Annotated in this window: 16 protein-coding genes; 10 read left to right on the forward strand and 6 right to left on the reverse strand. The window is 53.4% G+C overall.

Going from position 1 to position 15,271, the window contains the following annotated elements; genetic code table 11:
• Positions 1-77: 77 nt before the first annotated feature.
• Positions 78-461, forward strand: a complete 384-nt coding sequence (umuD, locus tag FEZ62_RS00285; protein WP_242454847.1) for a translesion error-prone DNA polymerase V autoproteolytic subunit — start codon at positions 78-80, stop codon at positions 459-461.
• A gap of 5 nt (positions 462-466) precedes the next feature.
• A complete protein-coding gene (gene umuC / locus FEZ62_RS00290; RefSeq protein ID WP_172926444.1) occupies positions 467-1,726 on the forward strand; it encodes a translesion error-prone DNA polymerase V subunit UmuC in 1,260 nt (419 codons plus the stop codon).
• On the opposite strand, the gene FEZ62_RS00295 is transcribed toward umuC, so the two are convergent.
• The 5 genes from FEZ62_RS00295 to FEZ62_RS00315 form a co-directional block, all read right to left on the reverse strand.
• Positions 1,709-2,221: an HAD domain-containing protein gene (locus FEZ62_RS00295; RefSeq protein ID WP_172926445.1), complete on the reverse strand. Its 513-nt coding sequence runs from the start codon at positions 2,219-2,221 to the stop codon at positions 1,709-1,711. The genes umuC and FEZ62_RS00295 overlap by 18 nt on opposite strands.
• A 2-nt stretch (positions 2,222-2,223) precedes the next feature.
• Entirely contained in the window at positions 2,224-2,616 is a 393-nt protein-coding gene (locus FEZ62_RS00300) for a hypothetical protein (protein ID WP_172926446.1), read from the reverse strand.
• A 12-nt stretch (positions 2,617-2,628) separates the two neighbouring features.
• On the reverse strand, positions 2,629-3,045 hold the full coding sequence (locus FEZ62_RS00305) for a hypothetical protein (RefSeq protein ID WP_172926447.1): 417 nt from the start codon (positions 3,043-3,045) through the stop codon (positions 2,629-2,631).
• A 605-nt stretch (positions 3,046-3,650) separates the two neighbouring features.
• Entirely contained in the window at positions 3,651-5,141 is a 1,491-nt protein-coding gene (locus FEZ62_RS00310; protein WP_172926448.1) for a hypothetical protein, read from the reverse strand.
• A gap of 40 nt (positions 5,142-5,181) precedes the next feature.
• The gene (locus FEZ62_RS00315; RefSeq protein WP_172926449.1) at positions 5,182-5,550 is read right to left on the reverse strand and encodes a hypothetical protein; all 369 of its coding nucleotides are present in this window, start codon (positions 5,548-5,550) and stop codon (positions 5,182-5,184) included.
• A 732-nt stretch (positions 5,551-6,282) separates the two neighbouring features.
• Between FEZ62_RS00315 and FEZ62_RS00320 the strand changes: the two genes are divergently transcribed.
• The 3 genes from FEZ62_RS00320 to FEZ62_RS00330 all read left to right on the forward strand — a co-directional run bounded on the left by FEZ62_RS00320 (position 6,283) and on the right by FEZ62_RS00330 (position 8,166).
• Positions 6,283-6,747 (forward strand): MbcA/ParS/Xre antitoxin family protein, encoded by a 465-nt coding sequence (locus FEZ62_RS00320; RefSeq protein WP_172926450.1) that lies wholly within the window; start codon positions 6,283-6,285, stop codon positions 6,745-6,747.
• A gap of 530 nt (positions 6,748-7,277) precedes the next feature.
• Entirely contained in the window at positions 7,278-7,838 is a 561-nt protein-coding gene (locus FEZ62_RS00325; protein ID WP_345940409.1) for a helix-turn-helix domain-containing protein, read from the forward strand.
• Entirely contained in the window at positions 7,828-8,166 is a 339-nt protein-coding gene (locus tag FEZ62_RS00330) for a hypothetical protein (protein ID WP_172926451.1), read from the forward strand. Before FEZ62_RS00325 ends, FEZ62_RS00330 begins: the two co-directional genes overlap by 11 nt.
• A gap of 51 nt (positions 8,167-8,217) precedes the next feature.
• Here the strand turns inward: FEZ62_RS00330 and FEZ62_RS00335 are convergent, their stop codons facing one another.
• Positions 8,218-9,198, reverse strand: coding sequence for a hypothetical protein (locus tag FEZ62_RS00335; protein ID WP_172926452.1), 981 nt, complete (start codon positions 9,196-9,198; stop codon positions 8,218-8,220).
• Positions 9,199-9,339: 141 nt separating this feature from the next.
• Between FEZ62_RS00335 and FEZ62_RS00340 the strand changes: the two genes are divergently transcribed.
• From FEZ62_RS00340 to FEZ62_RS00360, 5 genes are all read left to right on the forward strand, one after another.
• Positions 9,340-10,218 carry a competence protein CoiA family protein gene (locus tag FEZ62_RS00340; RefSeq protein ID WP_172926453.1) on the forward strand — a complete coding sequence of 293 codons (879 nt, stop codon included), beginning with the start codon at positions 9,340-9,342 and terminating at the stop codon, positions 10,216-10,218.
• A gap of 108 nt (positions 10,219-10,326) precedes the next feature.
• Positions 10,327-10,479 carry a hypothetical protein gene (locus FEZ62_RS00345; RefSeq protein WP_172926415.1) on the forward strand — a complete coding sequence of 51 codons (153 nt, stop codon included), beginning with the start codon at positions 10,327-10,329 and terminating at the stop codon, positions 10,477-10,479.
• Positions 10,480-10,614: 135 nt separating this feature from the next.
• Entirely contained in the window at positions 10,615-11,385 is a 771-nt protein-coding gene (locus FEZ62_RS00350; protein WP_172926454.1) for an NERD domain-containing protein, read from the forward strand.
• 38 nt (positions 11,386-11,423) lie between these two features.
• Complete coding sequence (locus FEZ62_RS00355) at positions 11,424-12,347, forward strand: restriction endonuclease (RefSeq protein WP_172926455.1); 924 nt, start codon at positions 11,424-11,426, stop codon at positions 12,345-12,347.
• A gap of 164 nt (positions 12,348-12,511) precedes the next feature.
• Complete coding sequence (locus tag FEZ62_RS00360) at positions 12,512-15,124, forward strand: N-6 DNA methylase (RefSeq protein WP_172926456.1); 2,613 nt, start codon at positions 12,512-12,514, stop codon at positions 15,122-15,124.
• Positions 15,125-15,271: the final 147 nt, after the last annotated feature.

Consider the following 15,271-nt stretch of genomic DNA (forward strand, 5'->3'; position numbering starts at 1 on the left):
ATATCCATACAGCATTACGACAACGCAGAATGACCTCCATCCTCGGCCGCATTCGGCCATCATCAGTCCTCGTCCGAATGATCGAGGCCCGTGTCAGTGCCGGGTTTCCCAGCCCTGCAGATGACTATGCCGAGACATACCTGTCGCTCGACGAGCTGGTCAACGTGAGGGCTCCAAGCGTGTACCTGGTGCGCGCAGGCGGCGATAGCCTGAACGGGGTCGGCATCTATGACGGCGATGTGTTGGTGGTAGACCGAGCTGCGGTCGCCAACCAGGGCGAGGTAGTTATTGCTCTGATTGAGGGTGAGTTCACAGCCAAGGTGCTGAGCTATGACGCCAAGGGTCGGCCGATGCTGCTGGCCGCCAACCCAGCCTACCCCACGATCACCTTGCAGGATGGCGAAGCGCTCGAAATCTGGGGCGTAGTGACAGACAACCTGCATTCACTACGCCGGGGCTGATCACCATGTTCGCCCTGGTTGATTGCAACAATTTCTATGTGAGCTGTGAGCGTCTGTTTCGCCCCGAGCTGCATGGCAGGCCTGTCGTGGTGCTGAGCAATAACGATGGTTGCGCTGTGAGCCGCAGCAACGAGGCCAAGGCCCTCGGGATAAAAATGGGCGAACCTTACTTCAAGCTGCGCGACCTGGTTGATCGGCACAGCCTGATCGCCTGCAGCAGTAATTACGCGCTATATGCCGACTTGTCTGGCCGTGTCATGCGGACGCTGCGCACCATGGCCCCGCGTATAGAGGTCTATTCCATCGACGAGGGATTTCTCGATCTGCAGGGCATCCAAGGCGACCTTGAGCAGCTGGGCCGTGAGATGCGCTCCCGCGTATTGCGCGAGGTGGGCATTCCGGTCGGGGTGGGCATCGCACCCACAAAGACCTTGGCGAAGTTGGCCAACTGGGGGGCGAAGAAATGGCCGGCAACGGGAGGCGTAGTTGATCTTCGCGATCCAGCCCGGCAGCGCCGGCTGCTGGCCCTGGCCGAAGTCGGTGAAGTCTGGGGCATAGGCCGCAAAATCTCGGCCCGGTTAAATACCATAGGCGTATCGACCGCGCTGCATCTTGCAGTCTATGACCGCAAAACCTTACGCAGAATGTTCAACGTCAATGTTGAGCGCACCGCACGTGAGCTAGCCGGAGAGGCTTGTTTCGCTCTGGAAGAAGGGCCGGAACCCAGGCAGATGATTGCCTGCACCAGGTCGTTCGGTGAGCGCAAACATACTCTGCAGGAGCTGCAGGAAGCAGTTGCGGGATACGCTACCAGGGCGAGCGAAAAGCTGCGGGGCCAGCGGCATCTATGCCAGGCGATTCAAGTATTCGTTCGCTCCAGCCCGTTCGATCAACGGGGCGAGGCATACAGTCGCGGCGTGTGCGTTGCGCTGCCATACCCATCAGCTGATACCCGCGATCTCGTCGCGGCGGCGCTGAGTGGCCTGCAGGCGATCTACCGGCTGGGGCCGGCGTACGCAAAGGCTGGGGTGGTGCTGATGGATTTCGTTGAGCCGGGCCGGTTTACCCCTGATCTGTTCGCGCCGGCTCCACGCCCTGGAGGCGATCGGTTGATGGCCACCATTGACGCGATCAACGCCAAGCAAGGGCGGGGAACGATTAGGCCCGCCAGGCTCGCGCCGGATCAGGGCTTTTCGATGAAGCGCGAGAGGCTGAGCCCGCGCTTTACAACGTCCTGGAGCGATCTGCTAAAGGTGAAGTGCTGACTCAGTTTTCAGGCGTTGTAGCCGGCTGATTAGCTCGACTTGGGCATCATCAGCAGATAACCCGAGCATTCCGTCTGTGTGAACCAGATTGCTGCGCTGGGTGTCGGGCCAGCCCCTATCGTCATCGTCTATTGCCAACCATGGCACCGCGCCGGGGAGACGGCTCAGGTAGGCCGCTATCTGCTCGAATCGCGTCTGATCGTCCCAAGGAATGTAGTCGGGCCAGCCTCGGCCCATGGCCGAATGCCAGGTCGCACCGGCAACCCTGCCGGCGAGGCTGGCAGGCAGCGCTTTGCGGGCGCGCCGGAAACCGAGGTGTCGCGCCCAGCTCGTGGACAGCACAATCCTGATGTCATGGTATGGCTCCAGGGCGGCAGTGAGTCGATCCGCCCACATAAACAGATGGCCATCGGCGCGCAGCTCGATCTCGCCGTTGAGTCGTAGATAGACGGCATCCGGGTGCAGCACGCCGTCGAAATCGAGGAACAGGATCATTGCTAGTTTTTCGCCACGGACTTTCGATAGCCGAGGCCGAGGAGCAGGTAAGCTGTGTTTCGAGTCTGAAAGATAAAGCCTTCACTGAACGAACGGAGCCCAGACGACTGCACCCAATTGCCTTGATCGAAGCGGTCCGCGCTATCGAAAACAACATAGTTGGCGCGAATCATCACCGGCTGAATCTGCTGCATACGCAGCTCGCTAGCTACATCATCAGGAAATAAAAACTCGTGCCAAACCCATTCTCGAACCAGGCAGAAATTGCTATCGGGGAATCGCTCACTCGCCCACTCGATTGCCTCGACGTTGGACATATCGCTGCCATGCATCAACTCGCCGGGGCCATGCGCCCGCTCGAACAGCTGCCGCCATAGCTCAAGTGAAATCGCCATAAGCGCTCCTAACTACATCGCGGAAATAACGCGGCCGACATAAACGAGATTGCACGACTGTATATGCAGCGGATCGTGCAGACCTTCAATCAACGGCGAGAGGGTTGTGTGTCGGCAATCAACCTCGTCGACTCGTCCGAGGTAGGCGGTTTGCGCCGTCTGGCTGCGGTAGCAATAAATCTGATCACGACGGTCGGCATGATCATCTGCATTCATCGCATACACGTCGGCACTGATCAGAAACAGCGTGGCCGTGTGGTGCATGCGATGATGAGAGCGCAGCCAAAAGCCGCGCTGACGCACGACCTTGCTCTGCGGCACTTCCAGGTAGGCTGCCCCAGTCGGGACTTCACCACTATTGAGGTAGGCCTCGATCTGCTCATCATGGAGGATCGGACATGCGGCGTAGCAACGCTCTTGATTCCTCATGCCTTCATGCTTCCCTTCGCTGCATTCAGTTTCTTGGCTTTCGATCAGGGGGTGACCTGTTGATTGCTGAATTTGGATCCTGGCGAGTCGTTGAGTGAGTCAGACTTTTCTGTCAGGTCATCGCGTGCGTCATGCCACGTTGTGCCATTTTCTGGCAAACCGTGGCACGGCATGCCACAAAATCCATAAATCAAAAAACAGTGCATCATGTGATACGTGGCACGCCATGCCATTATTTGGCTGAGCGTGGCAGAAAGTGGCACGGTCTGCCACGCAACCCTCTCGGCAAATGCCGATGATTTTTGTTGAACGGCATATTTGTTCGATCCGCACCAAAAAACTCGGTCGACCAATACCAAGAGCAGCAGTTTTCCACCAAAATTTATATAACCAATCGACAAAATAGCGCTGTATCACAGCCTGCACGCATGAGATGTATCACATGCTGAACGGTTAACCTGTATCACAGGCTGAACGCTTAAAAATCAGTGCGAGACTATTACGGGTAGGGCATTTAGGGTGATACACCAGTGTCTGTTTCAGTCTCGAAACCAGTGAATATTCGCGGCACCACGAGCTCCATTAGCGGATCAATAACCAGATCGCTAGTTGACATAGATGCTGAAGAATTTGTTGTGCAAAGACTTGGCCACGACAAGAACATCTACCCCCTCCATGGACAGAGAGTTGGTTGAGACTTTGTAACCATTTTCCTTCGAGTAGCGAATGTGGACACCCCGGTAGTCGCAGGCATTGAAGCCGTCGTAAAAGGGACCGTTCCCCTTTGTTTCACGAAAGCCTATCTCCCGACCATTTATGAAAGCGCGAACCTCGCAGACCCTTTTGCCACTTTTTCGTTCGCCTTCGACAACCTGCAGGTGGTACTCCTGGTCGGGTCGAATTTTCATGGCCGGCACGTTCTGGTTGAAGTACGCCGAAGCCCGCGCATTCCATCTAGCGGGGTCAACCTCCTCATGCTTGCTCCATGCCTGCCCAGCAATGCTGGCACTAATTGGATACAGAATGATCCCCAGCAGAATCCCGAGATAAGCCAAGTACCCCAAGAAAATCTGAGGCGCTCGTAAATCAGCAGCAACCTGGAAATCACTGCCGTCATACATGGCCGCCTGAGTAGAGTTGACTGGCAGAGCCTCAAGCTGGGCTTTGGCATTACGTGCCGCAATGAAGCGAAGGGAGACATACCAGAAGGCCGCCGCCGGTATTACAGTCCAGGCCATGCCAAACAGGATTCCCACCAAAACTATTGCGGGGATCATGTACAGATCTTGAAGCTCTGGATTCGCAATCGCCTCCATGAACGCACTGCCAAGCGCCGAAAGTTTTGTAGTGATGAAGCTCATCAGTGCTACCACATTCCACTCAGCACCTATCGCAAGCCAAAGGTATGAAAGACCACCTATAGCGGCACCCCAGTTAATGACCTGTGCACAGCCATAACCACCGAAGGCACCGCCATTGATAGGTGCTATGGCCGCAAAGTGAGTGCCGCGCCCGAGCATTGCACGAGGAAGGAAACAGACCACCAATAGCAGCCCAGCGAGCAGAAGCAGAAGGCCTTCATGCCCTGGTAGGGGCACAAACTCACCTTCAACGTATGTAACCCCTTTCATCACGTCCCGCGCCATATCCACAAAAGGCATGGCCAAGATGGCAGCAATAAAACCAGACTTCGGTACCGACCAGATTTCTGCGAACCAGTTTCCAGTCAAGCTGCGACGGTAGTAGTAGCGATAGCTACGCAATGGCTTGTATTTGGTGCCGGACTCTCTCACCGCCAGACCAAACCAACCACTTTTAATGGCGACATAGGAAAGCAGGCGGCCCGTGTTGTTCAATGCCAGCGAAACACTTGCATCGCTATCCACCCACGGCAGTCTGACCGTATATCCAGCTGGTCGATTGGCACACGCTTCAGCAAACGCATCAGCCATCTCATTGCAAGGCTTGTAGCCAGTCGGATAGAAAAAATCGAAGAAGGCTCTGGAGGAACCAGCTGCAACGCTCAATAGAAGGAACAGCGGCAGATAAACGCAGTACGTCCAAACCCCTATGATGAAAGACCTGACCTCTGACATAGCTGCAACTCCTGGAATTAATTGGGTTGAGGGCGGGGTTCTATGCAGCTGTGGGGCTTGGTATTAGGCTTTTGGTGATTTCATCAATCAGCATCTCCCGTACCGCCATCTTGCAATGCCTTAGCCAACAAACACGTGCCTGGTAGCCAGCATCAATACGCAGCGGGTTAAGCTCTCGCCATTCTCTTTCAAGCTTCAAAGCCTCAAGTTGAAGATGGGCTTGCTTCCGCTCGACGAAGGCCTGCAGCTTCTGGTTCTCGGCCAACCAGCGCATGAGGAGTGGATTCACCTCATGAAGAATCTCGTGAACAGTTCGTCCCCAATACGACAGGCCGTGAAGCTCCGGCAATAATGTCGCCTCGATCGGCATGCTCAGGTAGATGTCATGAAAAGGCGAATTCAAGGCCACTCTATTCTCCAGCAATTGGTCGGCGAGCTTCCCCTGCTGCTGGATCAGATCTAGCAGCGATGGGTCATATCTCGCCCTGGATAAACAAGCGCAATTGCTACACGGTCATCTTTCACTGCCTCGACGAGCAGCTATGCCTTCTAGGCAGCTGCAGCTAGCTCGTATCTGAGCGTCCTGCATTTAGCAGTGACCTTAAGGCAACCTTTCCAGAGCGCAGCTCTTGAAGAGCCCGCAATGGCTATATACGGGGGCATGATGATTATAGTCGGCGCGCTTAACTTAAGCAAATTACGTAAGCGCGCATTTGTAGCATGGCTTCCCGACTCACAGAAACCAGCCTGCCGCTGCCCGATGAGCTGCGCATTCAGTCAGCTATTCGCGACGGGCTTTATCCAGAAGCTCCACGATTTGCTCTTCGGTCATTGCTGCTAGGGCGGCTACCCCTGCACGAACTACATCAGAACGAGAGGCCCGGAATCCACGGGGGACCAGGCTGAGCCGATCAATTTCCTCGCTAATCTGATTTGTCAGAGAGAAAGTGACTCGCTTAAAGACAGCTGTGCTGTGTGCTGGGGCATCTGACTTTTGCATTGAGGGTCTCGATTGGTTACTTAATATCAGCAACTTACGTAATTGTGCTTGGCTATTCAACCATCGAGAGCTTAGATTCCAATACGTAGCCAACGAGCTGGCTTACGTAGGCCGCGTTAATTCTGCCATCTGAGGTGCTCCATGCTTTTAGGGATCCAGGGGGATGATTACCGTCGTCGCAGGGCGAGGCTGCTGGGCCTGCCCGAGAACGCAACTGATGCAGACGTGCATACGCACATAATGAAAGGCATCCCTGTGGCTCAGTTGGCAAAGCTGCTCAGGAGTGGTGACGTCAATGCCCATGCCTGCGAGCAGATCTCGTCAGGGGCGGTCTTAAAAGCACGCCTGGCGTGTGAAATGATCGCCCCTTGTGCCACATCTGCTCATCACCTATCTGCAGGCGAGAGCGATCGATTCTTGCGAGTTGTGCATGCCGTGGTGCTGGCCGAACTGCTGTTCGGTTCTCGTGATAAAGCGCAGCGCTGGCTCTCGCAGCCAAAAGACCGATTCTCGGGTAACTCGCCACTGCAGATGCTGACATCTACAGCTGGGACCTGGCTTGTCGAGGAACTGATGACTCAGCTGGCAGAGGGCTTTGTTTTTTAGTCAACGGGCTCCCGAATTATGAGTGGAGGCAACGGTGATGGACGAATCGCACCCAGCTTGCCAGCACCACAAACGTTGTAGTTGGGCTGGGCACGCCGAATCGATCTCTTCGACATGCAAGGCAGTCATTTTCAGATCGCGGTGTATCACCCTTTTCGTCTACCCGTAATAGTCTCGCACTGATTTTTAGGCGTGCAGCATGTGATACAGAGAGGCGTGCAGCATGTGATACACGTGATGCGTGCACCCTGTGATACAGCAGTATTTTTGCCAGGAAAATACGGCAAATCAGCCATTATCGAGGCCCGTCGGCACCTTCTCAAACGAAACTGCAAGCTCCGATGCCACTCAGTGGCTTCGCACGGCCAAAGCGTGGCATCTAATGGCATTAGCTGCCATTAGATGCCAATTAATGCCATCGGAAGCCAGACCTAGTCACTACGCTCGCCCCATTGGGCTGCATTGACAGGTGAGCTGTCCGGCCAGCAAACCGTCCTCAGTCCATGGACAGTGGACGGAGAGCGACTACGATGATGAAAGGCCAAGACATACTGCTAATGCTCAAGCTGGTTAGCTTGGCAAACCAGCACCCCAAACCCGAGCAAGCGGCCGAGCACTTTTCCATGCGTGCGCTGGAGCAGTCCACCGGTATCAGCAAATCCGAAGTCAGTAATGCGCTTAACCGCTGCATTGCCGCAGGGCTCGCCAAGCTGGGGCGCAACAGCGCACTGCCGCAGGTCAACACCCGCGCCCTCAACGAATTTCTCGCCCACGGTTTGAAATACGTGTTCCCGGTACGGCCCGGCCCTATCGTGCGCGGCCTGGCCACTGCGCACGCTGCGCCCGTGCTGGCGGGTAAGCTGCTGTCCGGCGGAGAGCACATCTATGTCTGGGAGGATGCATTGGGCAGCGACATGGGCCAAAGCATCGAACCCTTGTTCAAAAGCGTACCCAATGCCGTGCGTCAGGATGAAGCGCTATACGCCATGCTCGCCCTGGTGGACGCCATCCGGTTGGGCAATGAGCGCGAGGCCAGCCTGGCCAAAACCCTGCTAACGCAACAGCTGCGAGGCGAACCCGATGGCAGCTGAATGGCGTATGCAGGAGCAGATGCTGCAAACCGTGGCTGATGCACTGGGGCCGGACTTGCTGCGTGAGGTCGCCTTTGTCGGCGGCTGCACCACCGCGCTGCTGATCACCGATGCTTTCGCCCGCGAGGCCGTGCGCTTTACCGAAGATGTCGACGTGATCGTCCATGTACTCGGTTACGGCAACTGGCAACGCTTACTTACGGAACTACGCCAGCGCGGCTTTCGTGAATCCCCAGAGGACGACGTTATCTGCCGCCTGCGGGTGCCCCCTACTCCGTCGTCATTTGACGACCATTTGAAGCTCCACGCACAGGAGTACAACTCCTAAAAGAGAGCGGCGTCGGCATCCGGTGTATGTTTGGCGCTCCGCTCTAATAGCTCAACCCAAAGGTGGCCCGATATACACCCCAGACAACCTAGCCCTGTCAAAACTGAACACGTGCGCATGCGGACTTTCACTGCATCGACCTACAAGCGGCATCTGGTGATCGGGCTTACCTTCCGCCAGCAAAACCCGGCCACTACAAAATGGGCATTCGCTTGAGAAGCGCACGAACCTCGTCCAAGGTCTCTTAGCGTCATCACGGTACATTTCGAGTTCGGCAGAGTCTTCCTTGAGTGCAAGAAGCGGAGCCGCTGCTTTCACGACCCGATTGTCCACCAACTCGATCCACGGTTGATGTACGCCGCGCCATATGAACCAAGCAAGAAAGACCACTAAAACGCTGCTGGCTAGCTGGCGTAGCGTGAGCGCCTGATCAATCGTGGAAAGGCTCCATATCGAAGCCAATACCCAAAGCAGCAGAGAGCCCATACCGAACATAACGGTGATAAACATCATCAAGCCACGCCAACTCCGGTTCTCCAGCACACCCTCGCGGAAAATCAGCCGTAAAAATAATGCCGGCTGAACTTCGCCATTTTCCGTTCTGGTGTAAACGATCTGTCGTTGCGCCTGCACAGCCAGTGAGCCGCCATCACCAGCTTCTACCGGCCGAGTTGCGAGCCAGTAAATCCGCTGATTGCCTGCTCCACCCTTCGCTTCACTGCTGGCAATCACCGGCAAATGCTTCAAGCCTATTTGCTCCGCACGCCGCCGAATCGAGTTCATTCGGGCGTCCAGGAATGTTTCCAACGTGGAGGTTGATAGCCAGCGCGCAGGATCGCGGCCGGCTGCCTTCACCTTCGGATCGCAGATTTCCAGTAAGGTCGCGCGGTCAAAGGTCTGAGGGTCCTGATTGCCCTTTACCAGGGCGTTAATACTGGCATCCAGCAAAACCCGGATCACTTTGTAGGCCTTTACATCTGGTGCAGGCGACTGCCGCAGTTCTTCATCCAGACAACGCATCACTTCCAGCACAATCCCTCCAGAGGCCACGTAAATAAAGGGGCCCAAGCATCTCCATGAACCCTCCCGAACCCTTTATACAGGGTTCGGGGGAGGTTTTAACCTGCTCGAATCATGACTCTTTAAGCCGTCTTAACACCAGAGGCTTACCCCATGAGCATGTTCGTTGCTCTCGCCCCAAACGGCCAACTAATCACCATTAAAACCGCCCTGCGCGGGCTTGCCTGCAATTGCACCTGCATATGTTGCGGTGAGCCGGTAGTCGCTCGCAAAGGTATGATTCGTGAGCATCACTTCTCCCATCACTCGAACAAGGAAAGCTGCTTCATCCAGCGCGAAAGCCTGCTGCACCTTTACGCCAAGCAAGTCATCCGCAATCACCTCGGCCTGCAACTGCCCCCAATGCCAGGCACTTGGCCGGAGAGCGAAGACAAATCCAGCTGGTGGGATTTCGAACGCGTGGATGAAGAAGTCCCGCAGCCAGGATTCCAACCAGACCTGGTTGCCCACCTTAGAGACGGTAGCCAGCTATTCATTGAAATCGCAGTCACCTCGTTCATTAGCGAGGAAAAGCTGGAGCGGATCAAAACCGTTGGCATAAATACTGTCGAAATAGACCTCAGCGAACTGCTGTTCAACAAGCAGCCCATTCCCTCGGAAGAGGTGAAAGTCCATATCCTGGAACAGACACGCAACAAATCGTGGATCTATCCCGAACCGCCACCAATGCCATTGCTACCGGCAATTGATTGGCAATCCATTCCAGCCAAGCCCCCTGCAGCGGAACCCCAAGCCAAATGCATCGAGCACCGTTACACGATCATGGGGATGTGGATGTCCGCTCGAATACTGCCCACAGGTTCAGTTGCCGTACGCTCCTGGTCATTCAATCCGGAAATTGCAGAGCTGCTTAAATCCTGGCGTAACGAGCTGGGCGGCGAGTACAACCCGAAATTCAGGAACTGGATCTACCACCCACGATCTTGCGAAGAAGTTCTAAGCCGCCTGCAACAATTGGATGGGCAACCCTAAGCAGAGTCGCTTCCCAAACTGCGCTCAACTACGCAGATTTGCGATGCCATACCCTAGACCTGACCTCTCCGTTAGAATCCCAGCCTTTCTCGTAGTCGGAGCAATGCCGTGATGGAACACCTGGACACCTTCCTGGCCCGCTGGCAAAAGGCCGGAGGCACTGAGCGCGCCAACTACCAGTTGTTCCTCACCGAGCTATGCAGCCTGCTTGGCCTGCCGCTGCCAGAGCCTGCCGGCGACGACACCCGCGACAACGCCTAACCACATATACCGTCCCGAGTTCTTGCAAACAACCGGGGGCAATGGCCCGATTTAGACTGGCCATTGAATACTTTCGTCTACTTACGCTTACTTTCGGTAATATCCAGATAACTCAGGATTACTGGAGGTTAAGAAATGGACTTCACCCCGATCATCGCGCAGGTCTGGGGCACGCTCGGCTGGTTTATCCCGCTGATGCTGCTGATCGGCCTGCTCAAATCGCCTTGGGCCAAGGGTCATATTGGCGAACTTTTGGTACGGCTGTTTGCCCATTGGCAGCTGGACAAACACACCTACCGCCGCCTGCACAATGTCACGCTGAACACGCCAGACGGCACCACGCAGATCGACCACGTATTCCTCTCGCCCTACGGCATCTTCGTGCTGGAAACGAAGAACATGAGCGGCTGGATCTTCGGCGGCGAGAAGCAGGCGCAGTGGACGCAGAAGCTCTACAAACGCACCTTCAAATTCCAGAACCCGCTACGCCAGAACTACAAGCACCTCAAAGCCCTGGAAGGCACCCTTGGCGTTAACCCAGAGCACCTGCACTCGGTGATCACCTTCGTTGGCGGCAGCACCTTCAAAACCGAAGTGCCGGCCAACGTGACCCAGGGCATTGGCTTTATCCGCTATATCCAGTCATTCCAGCAGCCGGTATTCAGCGCGGCTGATGTCGACACCATGCTACAAGCCCTGCAAACCGGCCGCCGCGCGCCGACCCTCGCTACCCACCGCGAGCATGTGCAAAACCTCAAACGCCGTAGCGATCCAACCGCCGAGCGGCAGTGCCCGAAATGCGGCAGCGCCCTGGTTATTCGCACCCGTAAAACAGGGACTAATGTCGGCCAACAATTCTGGGGCTGCTCAACCTTCCCCAAATGCAAAACCATGCAGAACCTTTAGCAAGCGGCCCTACCATCAATCCTGCGCCTGGAGTCGCAATGCCCGTCCCTACCTACGACCAGTTTATTGAGCCGATCCTACGCTTTCTGGCCGCTACGCCCGAAGGCGCGACAGCACGTGACGCCCATGAGGCCGCCGCCGATGCACTGAACCTATCGGAAGCGCAGCGCCAAGAGCTGATTGCCAGCGGCCAGGCCACCTACAAAAACCGTGCAGGCTGGGCCCATGACCGCCTCAAGCGCGCCGGCCTGTCCAGCAGCGCCAAGCGTGGGTATTGGAAGCTGACCGACGCAGGCATTACCTATGCCGTCCAGCACCCCGCCCCTCTGACTGCGGATAAGGTCGAACAGCTCGCCATTGGCTTTATGAATGTAAAACTCAAGACCCCGACAGATGCTGTCCCACTCGATGGGCAAGAGCAGCCTACACCTGCGGCCAGCTCAGCCACTGTTAGCCCTGACGACCGCCTGGAGCAGGCTCTGCGGGAACTACGCGAGGCAACGGCTGCAGACCTGCTGGATAACCTCCTGCAAGTCAGCCCTAACCGCTTTGAAGTCATCGTGTTGGATGTGCTGCACAGCCTTGGCTATGGCGCTAGTCGCAACGATCTGCAGCGTGTTGGTGGCAGCGGTGATGGCGGTATCGACGGAGTGATCTCACTCGATAAGCTCGGCCTGGAAAAAGTCTACGTCCAGGCCAAACGCTGGCAGGGCACGGTTGGGCGGCCAGAGTTGCAGGCTTTCTATGGCGCACTCGCTGGGCAGAAAGCCAAGCGTGGCGTGTTTATTACCACCTCAGGATTTACAGCACAGGCAATCGACTTCTCCCGTTCCGTAGAAGGCATGGTGCTGGTCGATGGCAGCCGACTGGTCAACCTGATGATGGATCACGAAGTAGGCGTTGCCTCACGCCTACTCAAGCTTCCGAAGCTAGATAGCGACTACTTCAGTGAAGAGGACTAGCTAAGTCAAGATGAAAAACTATCCAATTAAACATACAATCATATATCATGAATGATTATTTAAAATAAACCATTGAAACTTCTCGTGCGCAAAATATTCTGCACACATACCAGCACAGATAGAAAAACCTCTCATTTCCGCTAAAGAATGAAAAGACTAAGAACATGGATCATTTTGAAGTTATAAAAAACGAAAATGGAAAAATTGTAGACTTTCTTGACAACATTGAGTTGGAAGCGACACCCGAAGAATTTGTACGCCAATACTACTTACGAGTCCTGCATTACGAATACCAATACCCTATCAACACACTAGCAAGAGAAGTAGCAATACACTACGGAAGTAAAGAGCTAAAAGATCAGTTTGGACAGCCTGTCAGGGCCGACATAGTTGTTTATCGCACAGCAAAAGCAAAAGCAAACAAAGACCAAGGCTCAATACTACTTGTAGTAGAATGTAAAGCACCAAACATAAACACCGGCTACAACCAATTAGTTTCCTACATATACAATACAAGCGCCGAGGGTGGTGTCTGGTATAACGGCGACGCACCCCAGTACTATAGACGTCTCAGCGCCCCAACAAACGAACTGATTGACTGGACAGGCATCCCGAGAAAATCCGAAGCCTGGGACGCATTAGGCCAGAGAAAAAAAGAGGACTTAAAACGCCCAATAGATATAAAAGGAATGCTACGTCAATGCCACAACAAACTTCATGGCAGGGGCGTTGACGGCGATGAAGATGACTTAACCATGGACATGGTTAGGCTAATTCTTGCAAAAGCCATGGACGAGGAAAAATCCGGTGAATATTGCGAGTTCTATTGCACGCCCGAGGAATACAGATCGGAAGTCGGACGAGAAGCAGTAGCAAACCGAGTTCACCGCTTATTCAAAGAAGTTGTATCAAACAATCAAGATGTATTCTCTGAGCACGAGAACATTTCTGTTGGAGCACGCGCAATTTGCGATGTTGTTATCGAATTACAGAGGTATCGATTGCTAAGCGACCTAAATGATTCCACAGACTGGGACATAATGGGACACGCTTACGAACAATACACAGCAACTTACTTAAAGAGAAAACGCGGACAGTTTTTTACCAATCGACTAGTTGTTGATTTTTTGTGCGAGTGCGTTGGTCCACATTACCAAGACATAATATTAGACCCCGCGGGAGGCTCTGGTGGGTTCCTTACCGGGGCCATGCGCTACGTGCGAAAAAAAATATTATCGTCAACAGATACTGCCATCGCCAAACAGCGCCAGCTGGACAAACATCGCACCAATTTGTTTATGGTTGAAATTAGCAAGCGGCTAGTAAAAATTGCTAAGACGGCCATGATTTTGAATGGCGATGGCCACGCGGGCATGACTCAAGGAGACTCACTTGGTGATCTGTCAAATCTAAACGAGCATGTACTCGCACGTTGCGGTATGGAAAAGCCGACCGTAATTTTGACAAACCCACCATTTGCAGGAGCTTCAGAAGGACGAATATCCGACCCACATGTTCTTGATAACTTTTCAACCGGTATCAAATGGACAAGCCGGGGAGGTGAATACGCACCGACGGGCGAAAGAAACGCAGAAGGTGTACCACCGGAAATGCTTTTTTTCGAACGCTGTCTCAACTGGGTTGCACCCGGAGGCATCATAGGAATCGTGATGCCTAAAAGTTTTCTCGACACACAAACTTACTTCCCAGCAAGGAAGCTAATGTTTGACGGCTACAAGCTTCTGGCTGTAATCAATTGCCATAAAGACACTTTTCAGCCACATACAGGCGTCCGGACATGCCTATTAATAATCGAGCGCTTTGAAAAGGACATGACGGCACCAATCGACTATGAAATATTCCTCGCAATCTCAAAGAAAATTGGTCAAGACAGTGAGGGCTTCCCAATATTCAAACGAGACCATAATAACGCTCCGACAGAGGAGATTGATCACGACTTTGATGAGATCTTAAAAGACTACAACGCATTCAAACAGAACAACCTCATCGCATCAGAGTATCGCTTTGCAATCAATCGCTCCGACATCGATAATCAACTGAGAATAAACCCTCAGTTTTATTTACCAAACCTTAATGAAACCATTAAACAGATAGAATCCATTGATGGCATAGATGGCTGGTCAGTAACTACGCTCGGCCAAATAACCACCAATGTAAAAATATTCAAAGGCCCAAGACTGAAAAGTGAAAATCTCCTTGTTGAGCAAACAGGAGACGGCATAGAGCCTTACTATACACCCTCGGCTGTCTTGCAAGAAAAATCAGAAAGCGCAAAATTACTCAACATAAATTTTGCATCGGCAAAGCAAATTTCAACAATTAATGCTGTTAGAGTTCACCGGGGAGACATAGTAATCACCCGCTCAGGTACTATTGGCCGAGTTTCTTATATAACCAAAAGACTTGATGGCGCAATCGTATCTGACGACCTAATTCGAGTCAGAATCCCGGACGAAGATATTAGATTCTACGTCTATCAGTTCCTTCAATCCAAGCAAGCGCTAAATCAAATGCTCAAAAATGAATACGGCGCAGTCCAACAACATCTTGAGCCAATTCATATATCTAACATCCTAATCCCTATACCAGACGACTGGAATGAAGTATCAGAAATAATAAATAAGTCACGCACTCAAACTACCATGCGAGAGTTCCTTGAGGATGGAAACATTAACCTTGAGAGCATGACGGACAGTCTTTTGGAGGGACTAATAACCCGAGGCAATAAAAAACAGAACCCTGATAAAAACATATAGAGACTCATATTAAACATGTCAGTATCATGAAGCATAAACCAGCACTTCATGATACTGATAAATCGTACTCGATCGATTTTTAAATCAGGGTACAACTATAAAACCCCAAACACTTAGTAATATAGTAATAGCATGCAATGCACACGC

The sequence above is a fragment of the Pseudomonas sp. MS19 genome (genome assembly GCF_013277615.1).
GTDB classification, from domain to species: domain Bacteria; phylum Pseudomonadota; class Gammaproteobacteria; order Pseudomonadales; family Pseudomonadaceae; genus Aquipseudomonas; species Aquipseudomonas marincola.